Origin of the sequence: Ancylobacter rudongensis (assembly GCF_900100155.1) — a bacterium.
GTDB classification, from domain to species: Bacteria; Pseudomonadota; Alphaproteobacteria; order Rhizobiales; family Xanthobacteraceae; genus Ancylobacter; species Ancylobacter rudongensis.
In genome coordinates this window covers 147,882-163,350 of record NZ_FMTP01000006.1, presented here as the reverse complement: position 1 = coordinate 163,350, position 15,469 = coordinate 147,882, and the positions used below count along the sequence as shown (strand labels likewise).

Sequence of the window (15,469 nt, the reverse complement as noted above, 5' to 3'; positions counted from 1 at the left end):
GCTTTTCGGAAAAAGGGGCGGGAGATGCGGGCAAGATAGGTAGCCGCGCGCCGCCCGGCAAGCCGCCCTCCCGTCGGCGGCCGGCGGCAGCCCCCGTCAGGGCGGGGCGGCGCCCGACGGCCGGCCCGCACGTACCACTTCCGCGATCTCCTCGAAGGCCACCGTCATCGCCGGCGCCAGCAGCGCCGCGCCATGGGCGGAGAGGTGGTCGCCATCGAGATAGAAGGTGCCGTCGCGGTCGCCCCAAAGATAACGCCCGTCGTGCGCGAACAGCTCGTCGAACGACAGCACCCACACCTTCTCGCCACGCAGCTTGTCCAGCTCCGCCTCGGTGAAGGCCTGCAGCCGGCCATCTTCTTCGACGGTGACGGAGCTCTCCCTGACCGCCTGCTCGAACTGCGCCTCGCCCTGCCCCTGATCGAGATCGAGCAGGATCGCCTGCTCGATCACCTTGCGCGGCAGCACCCGGTGCTCCGGCACCTGGTCGATCAGCACCACGGCGACGCCGAGATCGCGATACTCCTTCACCGTCGCCGCGAGATGGCTGGAGAAGGTGGCGCGCGAGGTGGCGAGGGAGGGGAAATACGGGTCGCCCTCCGGCCCCAGCGCGAAGGAGCGGCGGCCCTCGCGGCCGGCATAGACCGACCACCGGGCGGCCAGCACCACCACGTCGAACTGCCCCTCGCGCACCGCCTGCACCTGGTCACGGGTGGCCTGCTCGCACACCCCGATATCGAAAATCGCCCGGTGCAGCGAGGTGCGGTTGATCGGCGGGCAACTGGCCAGCGCCATCTGGTAGACCGCATTGTCCCGCCCGACGCCGGCGAAAGCGGACAGGAGCGAGCCGGCATGGCTGTCGCCGATGATCAGAATGCGTAGCTTCGGGTTTGCCGGGGTGAAGACCGCGCACAGGGGCGGCCGGTTCTCGCCCGGCGGCACCGACGCGCAATCGACGCGGAGCCCTGCCCTGCGCGTCGAAGCGAGGAGCTTCTCAGCGTAGCTGCCGGGCTCGACACCGGCGAGCCGGCTCGGAACGCCGGCGGAGAGGTAGGCATAAAGGCCGAAGCCGACAAAACCCGCGCCCACCCCCGCGCACAGCGCGAACAGCGCCCGGCGCGAAGCCAGCAGCGGCAGTGGCCGCCGGCGGAAGGGCTGCTCGACAAAGCGCCAGCTGACATAGGCCAGAGCCATCGAGAGCAGCGCGAGGCCCATCATCAGTGTCGGCGCCGGCTCTACCAGCGAGCGGATGCGGGCAAAGGCGAACAGCGGCTGGTGCCAGAGATAGGCGCTGTAGCTGATGAGCCCGATGCCGACCAGCGCCCGCGCCGAGAGCAGGCGGGCCACCCATGTGCCCTTATGGGCGAACAGCACCACCAGCGACGCCCCGCCCACCGGCACCAGCGCATAGAGGCTCGGGAACGGCGTGTTCTCGTCGAAGGCGAAGATCGCGAACAGGATCATCCCCAGCCCGAGCGCGCTCAGCCCATTGCTGGCGCGCGGCAGATTCTTGGTGCCTGGCGAGTGGCTGGTGGCGATGAAGCCGCAGATCGAGCCGGCGAGAAGTTCCCAGATGCGGAACTGCGGCAGGTAGAAGTTCGCTCGCGGCGCGTAACGCCAGCCCCATTCGGTGGCGAGAAGGCCGAGCACCGCCGACGCCACCACCAGCCAGAACAGGGTGCGCCGGCCGAAGCGCCAGAGCAGCGCCAGGCTCAGCGGCGCGAAGAGGTAATACTGTTCCTCGACCGCCAGGCTCCAGGTGTGCAGCAGCGGCTTCAACTCGGCGGCGGCGGCGAAATAGCTGCCCTCCTCGCTCCAGAACAGGAAGTTGGAGACGAAGAACACCACCGCCATGAGGCTCGCGCCGAACTCGCGCAACTGGTCGGGGATCATCCACATCCAGGCGAAGGGCAGGCACGCCAGCATCACCACGGTCAGCGCCGGCACGATGCGCCGGGCTCGCCGCTCGTAGAAGCGGGCAATCGAGAAGGTGCCGCTCTCGATCTCGGTCAGCAGGATGATGGTGATCAGGTAGCCGCTGATGACGAAGAAGACGTCGACGCCGACATAACCGCCGGAAAACGCCCCGAAGCCGGCATGGAACAGGATCACAGGAACGACGGCGACGGCCCGCAAGCCATCGATCTCGCTTCGGTATTTCATGTGCCCCCGCACAAGCAGACTTCGGCACGACACGGCCCCAGGGCGAGCGATAGCCCAGCCGCCCACATGCGTCGAGGACCGCCCAGCAACACTTCGTCACAATCTTGCCGGCACCCACCCCCGCTGCGGGGTCGCCGTCAGCCGGGATTGGGCCCGCCCGAGGCCGGCCCGCCGCCGCCCGCCGCCGGCGCTCCCGCCTTCAGCGTGGCAAGGAACGCCTCCACCGCCGGAAGCATGCGCTCGACGATGATCTCGACCCCGGCGGCGGTGGGGTGAACGCCGTCGGACTGGTTCATCGCCGTGTTGCCCGCCACCCCATCGAGGAAGAACGGGTAGAGCGGCACGCCGTATTTCTGCGCCAGCCGCGCATAGAGGCCATCGAAGCGTTTCTGATAGGCAGCGCCGAGATTGGGCGGCGCCTGCATGCCGGCCAGCAGCACGGGAATGCCGCGCGCCTTCAGCCGCGCCAGAATGGCATCGAGCGATTTCTCAGGGATGGCGGGATCGAGGCCGCGCAGCGCGTCATTGGCGCCGAGTTCCAGGATCACCCCATCCGTGCCCTCGGGGATCGACCAGTCGAGCCGGGCGAGACCCGCACTGGTGGTGTCGCCGGAAACGCCGGCATTTTCGATCACAACCTCGTGTCCCTTGGCCCTGAGCGCCGCCTGCAGCCGTACCGGGAAGGCCTGGCTGGCCGGCAGGCCGTAGCCGGCCGCGAGGCTGTCGCCAAACGCCACGATCCGCAGCGGTTCGGCCAGAACAGGCGTGGCGAGGCCCGCCCCGCCAACAAGGACAAGGCCGCAGAGAGCAAAGAGCCGATGGAGCAATCGTGACAAGGGTCTACCCTTTCGGAAACGGTGCAGCGCAACATATGGTGCGGGAGATGTCGGCCTCCAGAGGACGAGGCCTTCGCCGGCCCGAACAGACGCGAAAAGAGCCCCATGCCTTCTGACAAGACCACCGCCACCGCCATCCGCCTCGACGGGGTGGATCTCTCCCTCGGCAACGGCGCGGCGCGCGTCCATATTCTCAAGGGCATCTCGCTCGCCATAAGCCAGGGCGAGGCCGTCGGTCTGGTCGGCCCTTCCGGCTCGGGCAAGTCGAGCCTGCTGATGGTGCTGGCCGGGCTGGAGCGCGCCGATGCCGGCCGGGTCGAAGTGGCGGGGCAGCAGCTCACCGGCCTCGACGAGGATTCCCTCGCCCGCTTTCGCGGCCGGCATGTCGGCATCGTGTTCCAGGCCTTCCACCTCATCCCCACCATGACGGCGGTGGAGAATGTCGCCGTACCGCTGGAACTTGCCGGCCGGGCGGACGCCTTCGCCCGCGCCGCCGCCGAACTGACCGCCGTCGGCCTTGGCCACCGGCTCGACCATTATCCCTCGCAGCTCTCCGGCGGCGAGCAGCAGCGCGTGGCGGTGGCCCGCGCTTTGGCGCCGGAGCCGCGTATCCTCGTCGCCGACGAGCCGACCGGCAATCTCGACGAGGCGACCGGCAAGCAGATCATGGACCTGCTGTTCGAGGCGCAGGCGCGGCGCGGCGCCACGCTGGTCATCGTCACCCATGACGCGACGCTGGCCGCCCGCTGCGATCGCACGGTGCGGCTGCGGTCCGGTGCGGTCGAGACGGCGGACGCGCTGGCCGGGGCCGGCGAAGAGAGCCGCGTATGAGCACGGATCAGGTTTCCACCTCGGCGGCGGATGCCGGCCGGGCCGCCCCGCTGCGCGCGCCCAGCCGTCGCACCCTGCCGCTGCGCTTCGCCCTGCGCGAACTGCGCGGCGGCCTGCGCGGCTTCGCCGTGTTCCTCGCCTGCCTCGCGCTCGGTGTCGCCGCCATTGCCGGCGTCGGCGCCTTTTCGCGCGCCCTGACCGATGGGCTGGCGCGCGAGGGCACCACCCTGCTCGGCGGCGATGCCGCCTTCACCCTCGTCCAGCGCGAGGCCAGCCCGGAGGAATACCGGCTGATCGAGGAGGGCGGGCGGGTCTCCACCATCGCCACGCTGCGGGCCATGGCCCGGGCCGGCGGCGGCGAGGCGCTCGACGCCACCCTGGCGGAAGTGAAGGCGGTGGACGGCGTCTACCCCATGGTCGGCACGCTCGACATCGCCCCGCCGCAGCCGCTGGCCGAAGCCCTCGCCCGCACGGGCGACGCCTATGGCGCGCTGGTCGATCCCTCCCTCGCCGACCGGCTGCAGCTAAAGACCGGCGATCGCTTCCAGCTCGGCGCGGCGACGCTCATCCTCAAGGGCACCCTCGATCGCGAGCCGGACCTGCTCTCGACAGGCATCGGCTTCGGTCCGCGCCTGATGGTGTCGGTCGAGGCGCTGCGGGCAAGCGATCTGCTGCAGCCCGGCAGCCTCGTGCGCTGGCACTACCGGGTGAAGATGGACCGCCCGGCCGAACTCGCCGCCTTCGTCGAGGAGGTGCAGAAAGGCGCGCCGGAGGCCGGCTTCGAAGCCCGCACCCGCGACGCTGCTGCCCCACGGCTGGAAAACAATGTCCGCCGCTTCACTGAGTATCTCACCCTCGTCGGCCTCACCGCCCTTCTGGTCGGCGGCGTCGGCGTCGCCAATGCGGTGAAGAGCCATCTCGACGCCAAGCGCGGCGTCATCGCTACCTTCAAGAGCCTCGGCGCGCCGGGGGTGACGGTGTTCGGCATCTATCTCGCCGAGGTGGGGTTGATCGCGCTGATTGGCATCGCCATCGGCATCACGGTCGGTTCCGCCCTGCCCTTCCTCGCCAATGCCGCCTTCGGCCATCTGCTTCCCGTCGCCATCGAGCCCAGCCTGCAGCCCGGCGCGATCCTGCTGGCGCTGGCCTATGGCGCGCTGATCGCGCTGGCCTTCGCGCTGTGGCCGCTCGGCCTTGCCCATGACGTGCCGGTGTCGGCGCTGTTCCGCGAGCATGTGGAAGGCGCCCGGCGCCGCCCGCGCCTCGTCTATGTCGTCCTCACCGCGCTGGCGGTAGCCGCTCTGGCGGGTCTCGCCGTCTACGCCTCCGAGCAGCGGCACATCGCGATGATCTATCTCGCGGCGGCGGCGAGCGTGCTGGTGACGCTGCGCCTGGTGGCGGCCGGCATCATGGCGGTGGCGCGCCGGCTGCCGCGCCCGCGCTCCACCGCGCTGCGGCTTGCTCTGGCCAACATCCACCGGCCGGCGGCGCTCACCCCCACCATCGTGCTGTCGCTCGGCCTCGGCCTGACGCTGCTGGTGACGCTGGCGCTGATTGACCGCAGCCTGACGCGCGAACTCACCTCGCGCCTGCCGACCGAGGCGCCGAGCTTCTTCTTCCTCGACATCCAGAACAGCGAGACAGACAGCTTCACCCGCTTCCTCAGCGAGAAGGCGCCGGAGGGCGAGGTCGAGGTGGTGCCGATGCTGCGCGGGCGCATCCTCACTCTGGGCGGGCGCCCGGCGGAGAGCCTCGACCCGCCGGCGGAATTCGCCTGGGTGCTCTCCTCCGATCGCGGCGTCACCTATGCGCAGGACCTGCCCGAGGGCTCCATCCTCGCCAGCGGGGAATGGTGGCCGGCCGATTATGCCGGCCCGCCGCTTGTTTCCTTCGAGCGCGAGATCGCCGACGCCTTCGGCCTCAAGATCGGCGACGAGGTGACGGTGAACGTGCTCGGTCGTTCCATCACCGCCACCATCGCCAATCTGCGCGACGTGGAGTGGGAGCGGCTCGCGATCAATTTCGTCATGGTCTATTCGCCCAACACCTTCGCCGGCGCGCCGCACACCTCGCTGGCGACGCTGACGCTGCCGGACGGCGGCGATGTCGCCACCGAGCGCAGCCTCGGCCGCGCCGTGGCGGCGGATTTCCCCGCCGTCACCGCCGTGCGGGTGAAGGAGGCGCTGACCCAGATCGGCGAGATCGTGGGCAATCTGCTCATCGCCATACGCGGCGCCAGCCTCGTCACCCTGCTCTCCAGCGTGCTGGTGCTCGCCGGCGCGCTGGCGGCAGGCCAGCATCACCGGGTCTATGACGCAGTGATCCTGAAGACGCTTGGCGCCACGCGGGCGCGGCTGGTGGCGGCCTATGCGCTGGAATATGCAGCGCTCGGCCTCGTCACGGCGGTGGTCGCGGTCGGCGCCGGCACGGCGGCGGCCTATGTGGTGGTGGTTTATGTGATGAAGCTCGGCTTCGCCTGGTCCGCCGGCGCGGCGCTCGGCGCGGTGGCGGTGGCGCTGGTGCTCACGGTCGGCTTCGGCCTGATCGGAACCTGGCGGGCTCTGGGCCAGAAGCCGGCGCGCATCCTGCGCAATCTGTGAGGCGCCGGGGCGCTGATCCCGGGAGGCGCCGAGGGCGCCGATCGCGGTGCCGCCAACCGCTCTCACTCAACGCACGCTGCGGCAGAACCTTCTGCCGCAGCGTCATTCCTGTCGCAAACTTCACTTGCGGCAGGAGGGTCGCGCCCTCATATTCAGCGCAATGATCCACGCCGCCCGGCGGAGCGCCGGTGGCGGAGTGGGTGACGGGATTTCGCGAGAGGATTCGACCATGTCCGACTTTAACCGCAACGTCTCCGTGCCGCGCTTCGGGGCGACCGCGGCCCGGACGCAGGCCGACATCGACCAGGGCCTGCGCGCCTATATGCTGCGCGTCTACAATTACATGACGCTCGGCCTCGCCATCACAGGCGCGGCGGCGCTGGGCATCTACATGCTCGCCGTCTCCGATGTGGCGACCCCCTACCAGTTCGCCGGCATCTACCTCACCGAGTTCGGCGCCACGCTGTTCGGCAGCCCGCTGCGCTATGTCGTGATGTTCGCGCCGCTCGCCGCCGTGCTGTTCCTCAGCTTCCGGGTGGACCGGCTGAGCGTCGCCACCGCACAGACCATCTTCTGGGTCTATGCCGCACTCGTCGGCGTGTCGCTTGCCAGCATCTTCCTGGTCTACACGCATGAGAGCATCGTCCGGGTGTTCTTCATCACCGCGGCGGCGTTCGGCGGGCTGAGCCTTTATGGCTACACTACCTCGCGCAGCCTCTCGGGCCTCGGCTCGTTCCTCGTCATGGGCCTGATCGGCATTCTGGTCGCCATGGTGGTGAACATCTTCCTCGCCTCCTCCATGCTGCAGTTCATCATCTCGGTGGTGGGCGTGCTGGTGTTCGCGGGCCTCACCGCCTACGACACCCAGCGCATCAAGGAGATGTACTTCGCCGGTGACGACGACGTGGTGGCCGGTCGCAAGGCGATCATGGGCGCGCTGACGCTCTATCTCGACTTCATCAACATGTTCCTGATGCTGCTGCAGCTGTTCGGCAACCGGAACAACTGAGCCACCCCAAGGCTCCGCTAACAGGAAAAGCCCCGGCCCCGGCCGGGGCTTTTTCGTTTCCCCTCCTGCGCAGCCTACCGCCCTTCCGCTTGGGAACGCGGCTAGACTGCCGGCCCTGCCCGGGCAGAACGAGGAGGACGCCATGAGCTATATCGACGGGTTCGTCATCGCCGTGCCGACCGCCAACAAGGAGGCCTACCGCGTCGTAGCCGAGAAGGCCGCGCAGATTTTCTTCGATCATGGCGCGCTGCGTCTGGTCGAAGCCTGGGGCGACGACGTTCCAGAAGGCAAGGTCACCGACTTTCGCATGGCCGTGAAGGCGACGCCCGAGGAGACGGTGGTGTTTTCCTGGATCGAGTGGCCCTCGCGCGAAGCGCGCGACGCCGGCATGAAGAGCTTCATGGAAGATGCGCGACTGAAGGAGGCGACCGACATGCCCTTTGACGGGCAGCGCATGATTTTCGGCGGCTTCGCCTCGCTGCTCGACCTGCGCAAGGGGTAGCCCCCCCTCTGCCCGCAACCTCACAACCGATGTGACCGTCCCGGCGATTGTCGCCATGCCAGCCGGGCGCTACATAGCCTTGGCCGGCGCCGGCCAGGAGGGCCGCGCCCCGGGAGCCTGGTCCGGTCAGGTCGTCCGCCTGATCGGAGAATCAGTCTCCCCCTGATGGAGAGGCGGAACCCATGAACTGGGCGGATTTCAAGCGCGACGCGAACCTCATTGGCGGCGAATGGGTGGGCGCCGATGGCGGCGGCACGATTGACGTCACCAACCCCGCCACCGGCGAGGTGATCGGCACCGTGCCGAATGCCGGCACGGACGAGACGCGCCGCGCCATCGCCGCCGCCGAGAAGGCGTTCGAGACCTTCTCGCGCACCACGGCGGATGAGCGCGCCAAGCTGCTGCGGCGCCTGCACGCCGCCATCATGGACAATCAGCGGGCGCTCGCAGAGTTGCTGACCATCGAGCAGGGCAAGCCGCTGGCGGAATCGATGGGCGAGGTCGGCGCCAGCGCCGCCTATGTGCTGTGGTTCTCGGAAGAAGCCCGGCGGGTCTATGGCGATGTCATTCCCTCGCCCTGGGGCGAGCGGCGCATTCTCGTCACCAAGCAGGCGGTGGGCGTGGTGGCCGCCATCACGCCGTGGAACTTCCCCTCCTCCATGGCGGCCCGCAAGATCGGCCCGGCGCTCGCCACCGGCTGCACCTCGGTGATGAAGCCGGCGACGCAGACCCCCTATTCCGGCCTCGCCTGGGGCGTGCTGTGCGAGCAGGCGGGCTATCCCAAGGGTGTCGTCAACATTCTCACCGGCTCGGCCTCGGCCATTGGCGGCGAGATGACCTCCAACCCCACTGTCCGCAAGATCACCTTCACCGGCTCCACCCCCATCGGCAAGATGCTGATCAAGCAGGCCGCCGACACGGTGAAGCGCGTCTCGATGGAACTGGGTGGCAACGCGCCCTTCCTCGTCTTCGACGACGCCGATCTCGACAAGGCGGTGGAAGGTGCGATCGCCTCGAAATACCGCAATTCCGGCCAGACCTGCGTCTGCGCAAACCGCTTCTATGCCCAGGCCGGCATCTATGACGCTTTCGTCGAGAAACTCGCCGCCGCTTCGGCCAAGCTGAAGGTCGGGCCGGGGCTTGAGGAGGGCGTGGTGCAGGGCCCGCTGATCGACGACAAGGCGGTGGCCAAGACCGCGAGCTTCGTTGCCGACGCGCTGGCCAAGGGCGGGAGGCTCGTCACCGGCGGCAAGCGCCATGATCTGGGCGGCCAGTTCTTCGAGCCCACCGTCATCGCCGACGCGACGTCCGAGATGAACTTCGCCCGCGAGGAGATCTTCGGCCCGGTCGCCCCGGTGTTCCGCTTCGAGACCGAGGAAGAAGCGGTGCGCCTCGCCAACGACACCGAGTTCGGCCTCGCCTGCTATTTCTACACGCGCGACCTCGCCCGCGCTTTCCGCGTCTCGGAAAATCTGCGCTACGGCCAGGTCGGCATCAATGCCGGCGTCATCACCACGGAAGTGGCGCCCTTCGGCGGGGTGAAGGAATCCGGCATTGGCCGCGAAGGCTCGAAATACGGCATCGAGGAATATCTCGACGTGAAATATGTCTGCGTCGGCGGCTTGTAAGCCGGCAAACTAACGCTGCAACAAAAAGGCCGGTCACGCGACCGGCCTTTTCATATGTCGAAAGGGCGCGCCCCTCAGGCCTTGAAGTCCTCCAGCCGGAAGGGCAGCGAGCGCAGCCTCTGGCCGGTGGCATCAAAAATGGCATTGGAGAGCGCCGGCGCCACCCCGGGCACGCCCGGCTCGCCAATGCCGGTCGGCGCGTTGGCGGAGGGCAGGATATGCACCTCCACCCTGGGCATTTCCGACATGCGTAGCGGCACATAGGTGTCGAAATTGGCCTGCTCGACCACGCCGCCGTCCAGCGTGATCTCGTCATGCAGCGCGGCGCCGAGGCCGAAGCCGGCGCCGCCCTCGATCTGCGCCGCGATCACGTCGGGGTTGATGGCGATGCCGCAATCGACGGCGCAGATGACGCGGTCGACCTTGATCTTGCCGTCGACTACCGAGATGTCGATCACGCTGCCGACCACGGTGTTGAAGCTCTCATGCAGCGCCACGCCGCGCCCCTTGCCGGGCCCGGCCTTCGGGCCCCAGTTCGCCTTCTCCGCCAGCAGCTTCAGCACGGCGGCATGGCGCGGCTTGTCCTTCAGCAATTCCAACCGGAACTCGACGGGATCGCGCCCGGCGGCGCGCGCCAGTTCGTCGATCATCACCTCCACCACATGAGCGGTGTGGGTGTGGCCGACCGAGCGCCACCACAGGGTCGGCACCGCGACCATCGGCGAGTGCAGGTCCACCGCGAAATTGCCGATGTCGTAATTAGTGTCGGAGGCGCCTTCCACCGAGGTGCCGTCCACCCCCTCCTTGATCGCGAAGGCCTCGAAAGGCGTGCCGGCCATGAAGGACTGGCCGACGATCTGCTGCTGCCAGCCGGCGATCCTGCCCTCCGCCGTCAACCCGGCGCGGACCTTGTGGTAGAACATCGGGCGGTAATAGCCGCCCTTGATGTCGTCCTCGCGGGTCCAGACGAGGTGCACCGGCGCCCGGCCGTCGATCGCCTTGAGGATGGTGGCGGCCTCGGCGACATAGTCCGCCGTGACGGTGGCGCGACGGCCGAAGGAGCCACCGGCATAGAGCGACTCGATCTTCACCTGCTCCGGCTTCAGGCCGAGAATGCCGGCGGTGACCGCCTGCTCGATGGTCTGGAACTGCGAGCCGGTCCAGATGGTGACGCCATCGCCGGTCTTCTCGATCACGCAGTTGAGCGGCTCCATCGGCGCATGGGCGAGATAGGGGAAGCTGAACTCCGCCTCAAGGATCTTGGCCGCGCCTTCCAGCCCCTTGGCGGCGTCGCCCCGGCGCGCGGCGGGCAGGCCTGGCGTCGCCGCCAGCTTGGCGTATTCCTCGAACAGCTCGGCCGTGCCGCGTTTCTCGGCCTTGGCCTCGTCCCATTCGAGTGCGGCCAGCGCCTCGCGGCCCTGGATCGCCGCCCAGGTATTGGTGGCCAGCACGGCGACGCCGGAGGGCACCGCCACCACCTCGACCACGCCCGGCACCTTCTTCGCCGCCGTTGCGTCGAAGCTCTTCACCGTGGCGCCGAAACGGTCGGGCCGGCGGATGACGGCGGTCAGCATGCCCGGCCGGCGCATGTCGAGCGCATAGGTCGCGGTGCCGTCGGTCTTCACCGCGGAATCGAGGCGCGGCAGCCTCGTGCCGATCAGCGTGAAGTCCTTCGGCTGCTTCAGCGTCACCTCGGCCGGCACGGGCAGCTTGGCGGCCGCTTCCGCGAAGTCGCCAAACGTGCCGGAATGGCTGCCGCTGGTCAGCACGCCCTTGGCGACCGTGATGCTGTCCGCCGGCACGCCCCATTTCGTGGCCGCCGCTTCGACCAGCATAGCTCGCGCCGCCGCGCCGGCCCGGCGCAGTTGGTCCCAGCTATTGGCGATGGAGGTGGAGCCGCCCGTGCCCTGCACCGGGCCGAAGGCGAGGTTGTTGTAGAGCGTGGCGTCGGCCGGGGCGAAGGCGGTTCGCATCTGGCTCCAGTCGGCGTCCAGTTCTTCCGCCACGATGGTCGGCAGGCCGGTGGTGACGCCCTGCCCCATATCGACATGCTTGATCAGCACCGTCACCGTGTTGTCGGGGGCGATGCGCACGAAGGCGTTCGGCATCGGCGGGGCGGGCGGGACGGCAGCGGCCTCTTCCGCAAGCGCCAGGCGCGGGCCGAGATGAAGGCCGATCACCAATGCGCCGCCGGCGGCACCGAGGCCCTTGAGGAAATTGCGGCGGGAGGCGGCCAGCGGCGTGCCCATGCCCGCCAGCATCTGCCGGTAGTGGTCGGGTGTGATGAGGTGCATGGCGCTCACGCGAGGTTGGAGGCGGCTTCGTGGATGGCGGCGCGGATGCGCTGATAGGTGGCGCAGCGGCAGACATTTCCATCCATGGCGGCGTCGATGTCGTCATCCGTGGGTGTGCGGTTCTCGCTGAGCAGCCCCACGGCCGACATGATCTGGCCGGGCTGGCAATAGCCGCACTGCACCACGTCGAGCGTGCGCCACGCCTCCACCACAGCCTCGCCCACCTTGCCGGTGGCGGCGACGCCCTCGATGGTGGTGACGCTCTTGCCCTCGATATCGGAGAGAGAAGTCTGGCACGCGCGCACCGGCACGCCGTCGACATGCACCGTGCAGGCGCCGCACAGGGCTGCGCCGCAGCCGAACTTGGTGCCGGTCAGCCCGGCAATGTCGCGCAGCGCCCACAGCAGCGGCATGTCGCCGTCGGCCTCAAGGGTCTGCTCGCGTCCGTTGAGTGTGAATTTCATCAGATCGCCCTCTCCTTCCCGGGGATGAGGACGCGCAACGCCAAGAGCCCGCCGCCACCGCGCGGCGGCGGCCAGCCATGTTGACTGCGCTCCCGCCGGAAGGCTAGCGCTTCATGATGGTCATCATCTAATCACCGTTCCGTGACTGCCGGCCGGTAGCCCGTAGCGGGGCGGAACTCAGGCCGCCGCCTCGGCCCGCTGGCCCAGCAGGTCACGCACGAAATCGGCGAGATCGGCGATGTCGTCGCCGATGCGATCGTCGCCCCGGCTGGCGGAGGCATAGAAGATCCCGTCCAGCATCAGGCCGATGCGGCGGGCGGTGCGGGGAACGTCGACGGGAGCGAAATGCCCGCCCGCGACCCCACGCGCCAGCGCGCCCTCCAGCAACTCCTTCTCGCGGGCATAGAAGCCGGCGATCAGGGCGTCGAGCTCGTCGTCGCGCAGGCCGGAGCTGGCATAGTCCGCCATCAGCTTCACCATCTGCGCCAGCGTGGGCGCCAGCTCCATATGGATGTCGAGCCAGGCGAGAATCTCCGCCAGCGGCTCCGTCCCGGCGGCGCGGCGCGCCTCGTAACCGGCCACGAGCTGCTCGATCGCGTGCCCAAGGGCGCGCCGCACCAGATCGTCCTTATTGTCGAAATAGTGGTAGAGCAGCCCGACATTGATATCGCAGACAAGCGCGATGTCGCGCACCGTCACCACCGAAAAATGCCGCTGGGCGAACAGCCGCAAGGCTTCTTCCAGGATCATCCCCCGTCGCTCGGCGGGCTGCAGGCGCTTGCGCGCAGTTCGGGCCGTCATCGTTTTCCTCCGTATTTTTACGGAATTTTCTGCCTTGCTCATATGCTAGGCGTGCCCATTTGTTGGGCTTGCACACGATATTAAGTCACCGTTTAATAGCCCGGTCCAGCCATTTCAGCGACCGGAGCCACCCCTCATGAAGCGCATAATCAGGGCTGCAGCCGTCTTCGCCAGCCTTACCGCCGTCGTCCTTGCGGGAGCGCCCGCCGCGCACGCCGCGCCGAAGAAGAGTTTCAAGGTCGCCTACACCGTCTATATCGGCTTCATGCCCTTCGCCTACATGAAGACCTCCGGCATCATGAAGAAATGGGCCGACAAATACGGCATCGAGGTCGAGGTCATCCAGGCCAATGATTATGTCGGCTCCATCAACCAGTTCATCGCCGGCGAGATCGACGCGGTCGGCGTCGCCTCGATGGACGGCCTCACCATGCCGGCGGCCGGCGGCGTCGACACCTCGATCCTGCTGATCACCGACTATTCCGACGGCAACGACATCGTCGTCTCCAAGACCGCCAAGGACGTGAAGGAACTGGCCGGCCAGGACGTGTACCTGCTGCAGTACAGCGTCTCGCACTATCTGCTGAACCGCGGCCTGCAGCTCGCCGGCATCGATGATCCCACCGCCGCCAAGACGGTGAACATCTCGGACGCGGAAATCTCCGCCGCCTTCATCTCGCAGGACGAGATGAAGCACGCCGTCTCTTGGAAGCCGCTGACCGAGGACATGCTCAAGGTCAAGGGCGCCACCAACCTGTTCGACAGTTCCAAGATCCCCGGCGAGATCATGGACGTGTTCATCGGCAACACGCAGAACCTCAAGGACAATCCCGATTTCGCCAAGGCCGTGGTCGGCGCCTGGTATGAGGCGCTCGGCATCCTCAAGGCCGGCGGCGCCCCCGCCGAGGAGATGCGCGCGGTGATGACCAGCGCCATGGGCACCGATGCCGGCGGCCTGCAGGCGCAGCTCGACACCACCCACTTCTTCTACACCGCCCCCGAGGCGCTGGCCTTCCTCACCTCGGCCGACAACGCCAAGATCTGGGACAATATCCGCACCTTCTGCTTCCAGCAGGGCCTGTTCGGCCAGGGCGCCACCAGCGTCGACACCATTGGCATCGAGGTCGCCGACGGTACGGTGCTGGGCGACAAGGCCAACATCAAGATGCGGGTCAATGCCAGCTTCACCAAGGACGCGGTCGACGGAAAGCTGTGAGCGGTGACGCCCCCCTCTCCCCGACGGGGAGAGGGTTGGGGTGAGGGGCGACGCCTCGCCCCGTTCCCCGGGCCAGTTGCGCCCCGCGCAGCACCGATCCGGGGGCCCAGGGGATACGTCGACGAAGCCTGAGAGACTGTTCCAAAGCGCCCTTCTCCTGAAGCGTGAGCGGAGCGAGCCTCGAAGGATGGGATGTGACGTGCCTGAACATCCTTCGAGGCCCGCCCTCCGGGTGGGCACCTCAGGATGACGGTCATCGCGGGATGAGGTTCAGCCCCCGGGATGACGATCGCAACCGAAAGGCCCCCCATGCGCCGCATTATCAATTACGCGCCACGTCCCGGCGTCCGGCTGATCCTCGCCTTGCTGCCCTTCGTTGCGGTGCTGGCGATCTACATCCTCGCCTCCAATGCGCGCCTCGCGGTGGAGCCGGCGGACAAGCTGATGCCGAGCTTCGCCAGCTTCTGGACCACCATGGTGCGGATGGCGACGACGATTGATCGGGCCACCAGCCAGTATCTGCTGTGGTGGGACACCTGGCTCAGCCTGCAGCGCCTGTTTCTGGGCCTCGGCATCTCCGCCGTGCTCGGGCTGGTGCTCGGCATCATCGTCGGTTTCGTGCCCTATCTGCGCGCCACCTTCGAGCCCTTCTTCGCCGCCTTCTCGCTGATCCCTCCGCTCGCCGTGCTGCCGATCCTGTTCATCCTGTTCGGCCTGGGCGAAGCCTCGAAGATCGTGCTGATCGTGTTCGGCATCGCGCCCTTTATCATCCGCGACGTGATGCTGCGGGTGGCTGCCATCCCGGCCGAGCAGATCATCAAGGCGCAGACGCTCGGCGCCTCCACCTGGCAGATGATCGCGGGGGTGGTGCTGCCGCAGGTGATGCCGCGCCTGATCGATTCGGTGCGGCTCTCGCTCGGCGCCGCCTGGCTTTTCGTCATCGCCGCCGAGGCCATCACCTCCGAAGGCGGCCTTGGCTACCGTATCTTCCTGGTGCGGCGCTACCTCGCCATGGACGTGATCCTTCCCTATGTGATCTGGATCACCCTGCTCGCCTTTCTCATGGATTACGCGCTGCGCCGCCTCGCCGTCGCCGCCTATCCCTGGGACCAGATAAAGGCGGCCTGA

At 68.0% G+C, this 15,469-nt stretch carries 12 protein-coding genes; 7 read left to right on the top strand and 5 right to left on the bottom strand.

Features of this window, described 5'->3' with window-relative positions; translation table 11 throughout:
• Positions 1–96 precede the first annotated feature (96 nt).
• Both BLO63_RS15850 and BLO63_RS15845 read right to left on the bottom strand, forming a co-directional pair.
• Complete coding sequence (locus BLO63_RS15850; protein WP_091442468.1) at positions 97–2,160, bottom strand: acyltransferase family protein; 2,064 nt, start codon at positions 2,158–2,160, stop codon at positions 97–99.
• A gap of 137 nt (positions 2,161–2,297) precedes the next feature.
• A complete protein-coding gene (locus tag BLO63_RS15845; protein WP_091442467.1) occupies positions 2,298–2,987 on the bottom strand; it encodes an arylesterase in 690 nt (229 codons plus the stop codon).
• Positions 2,988–3,101: 114 nt separating this feature from the next.
• Between BLO63_RS15845 and BLO63_RS15840 the strand changes: the two genes are divergently transcribed.
• From BLO63_RS15840 to BLO63_RS15820, 5 genes are all read left to right on the top strand, one after another.
• The gene (locus BLO63_RS15840) at positions 3,102–3,827 is read left to right on the top strand and encodes an ABC transporter ATP-binding protein (RefSeq protein ID WP_091442465.1); all 726 of its coding nucleotides are present in this window, start codon (positions 3,102–3,104) and stop codon (positions 3,825–3,827) included.
• Positions 3,824–6,427 (top strand): ABC transporter permease, encoded by a 2,604-nt coding sequence (locus tag BLO63_RS15835; RefSeq protein ID WP_091442463.1) that lies wholly within the window; start codon positions 3,824–3,826, stop codon positions 6,425–6,427. The genes BLO63_RS15840 and BLO63_RS15835 overlap by 4 nt, the downstream gene beginning before the upstream one ends.
• 229 nt (positions 6,428–6,656) lie before the next feature.
• Complete coding sequence (locus BLO63_RS15830; RefSeq protein ID WP_091442462.1) at positions 6,657–7,436, top strand: Bax inhibitor-1/YccA family protein; 780 nt, start codon at positions 6,657–6,659, stop codon at positions 7,434–7,436.
• 142 nt (positions 7,437–7,578) lie between these two features.
• The gene (locus BLO63_RS15825) at positions 7,579–7,938 is read left to right on the top strand and encodes a DUF1428 domain-containing protein (protein WP_091442459.1); all 360 of its coding nucleotides are present in this window, start codon (positions 7,579–7,581) and stop codon (positions 7,936–7,938) included.
• A 182-nt stretch (positions 7,939–8,120) separates the two neighbouring features.
• Positions 8,121–9,566: an NAD-dependent succinate-semialdehyde dehydrogenase gene (locus BLO63_RS15820; protein ID WP_091442458.1), complete on the top strand. Its 1,446-nt coding sequence runs from the start codon at positions 8,121–8,123 to the stop codon at positions 9,564–9,566.
• 74 nt (positions 9,567–9,640) lie between these two features.
• On the opposite strand, the gene BLO63_RS15815 is transcribed toward BLO63_RS15820, so the two are convergent.
• The 3 genes from BLO63_RS15815 to BLO63_RS15805 all read right to left on the bottom strand — a co-directional run bounded on the left by BLO63_RS15815 (position 9,641) and on the right by BLO63_RS15805 (position 13,125).
• Positions 9,641–11,860, bottom strand: coding sequence for a xanthine dehydrogenase family protein molybdopterin-binding subunit (locus tag BLO63_RS15815; protein ID WP_091442456.1), 2,220 nt, complete (start codon positions 11,858–11,860; stop codon positions 9,641–9,643).
• 5 nt (positions 11,861–11,865) lie between these two features.
• Positions 11,866–12,324 carry a (2Fe-2S)-binding protein gene (locus tag BLO63_RS15810; protein WP_091442453.1) on the bottom strand — a complete coding sequence of 153 codons (459 nt, stop codon included), beginning with the start codon at positions 12,322–12,324 and terminating at the stop codon, positions 11,866–11,868.
• A 177-nt stretch (positions 12,325–12,501) separates the two neighbouring features.
• Complete coding sequence (locus BLO63_RS15805; RefSeq protein ID WP_091442451.1) at positions 12,502–13,125, bottom strand: TetR/AcrR family transcriptional regulator; 624 nt, start codon at positions 13,123–13,125, stop codon at positions 12,502–12,504.
• 136 nt (positions 13,126–13,261) lie between these two features.
• Between BLO63_RS15805 and BLO63_RS15800 the strand changes: the two genes are divergently transcribed.
• A complete protein-coding gene (locus BLO63_RS15800; protein ID WP_091442448.1) occupies positions 13,262–14,341 on the top strand; it encodes a putative urea ABC transporter substrate-binding protein in 1,080 nt (359 codons plus the stop codon).
• A 309-nt stretch (positions 14,342–14,650) separates the two neighbouring features.
• On the top strand, positions 14,651–15,469 hold the full coding sequence (locus BLO63_RS15795) for an ABC transporter permease (RefSeq protein ID WP_091442446.1): 819 nt from the start codon (positions 14,651–14,653) through the stop codon (positions 15,467–15,469).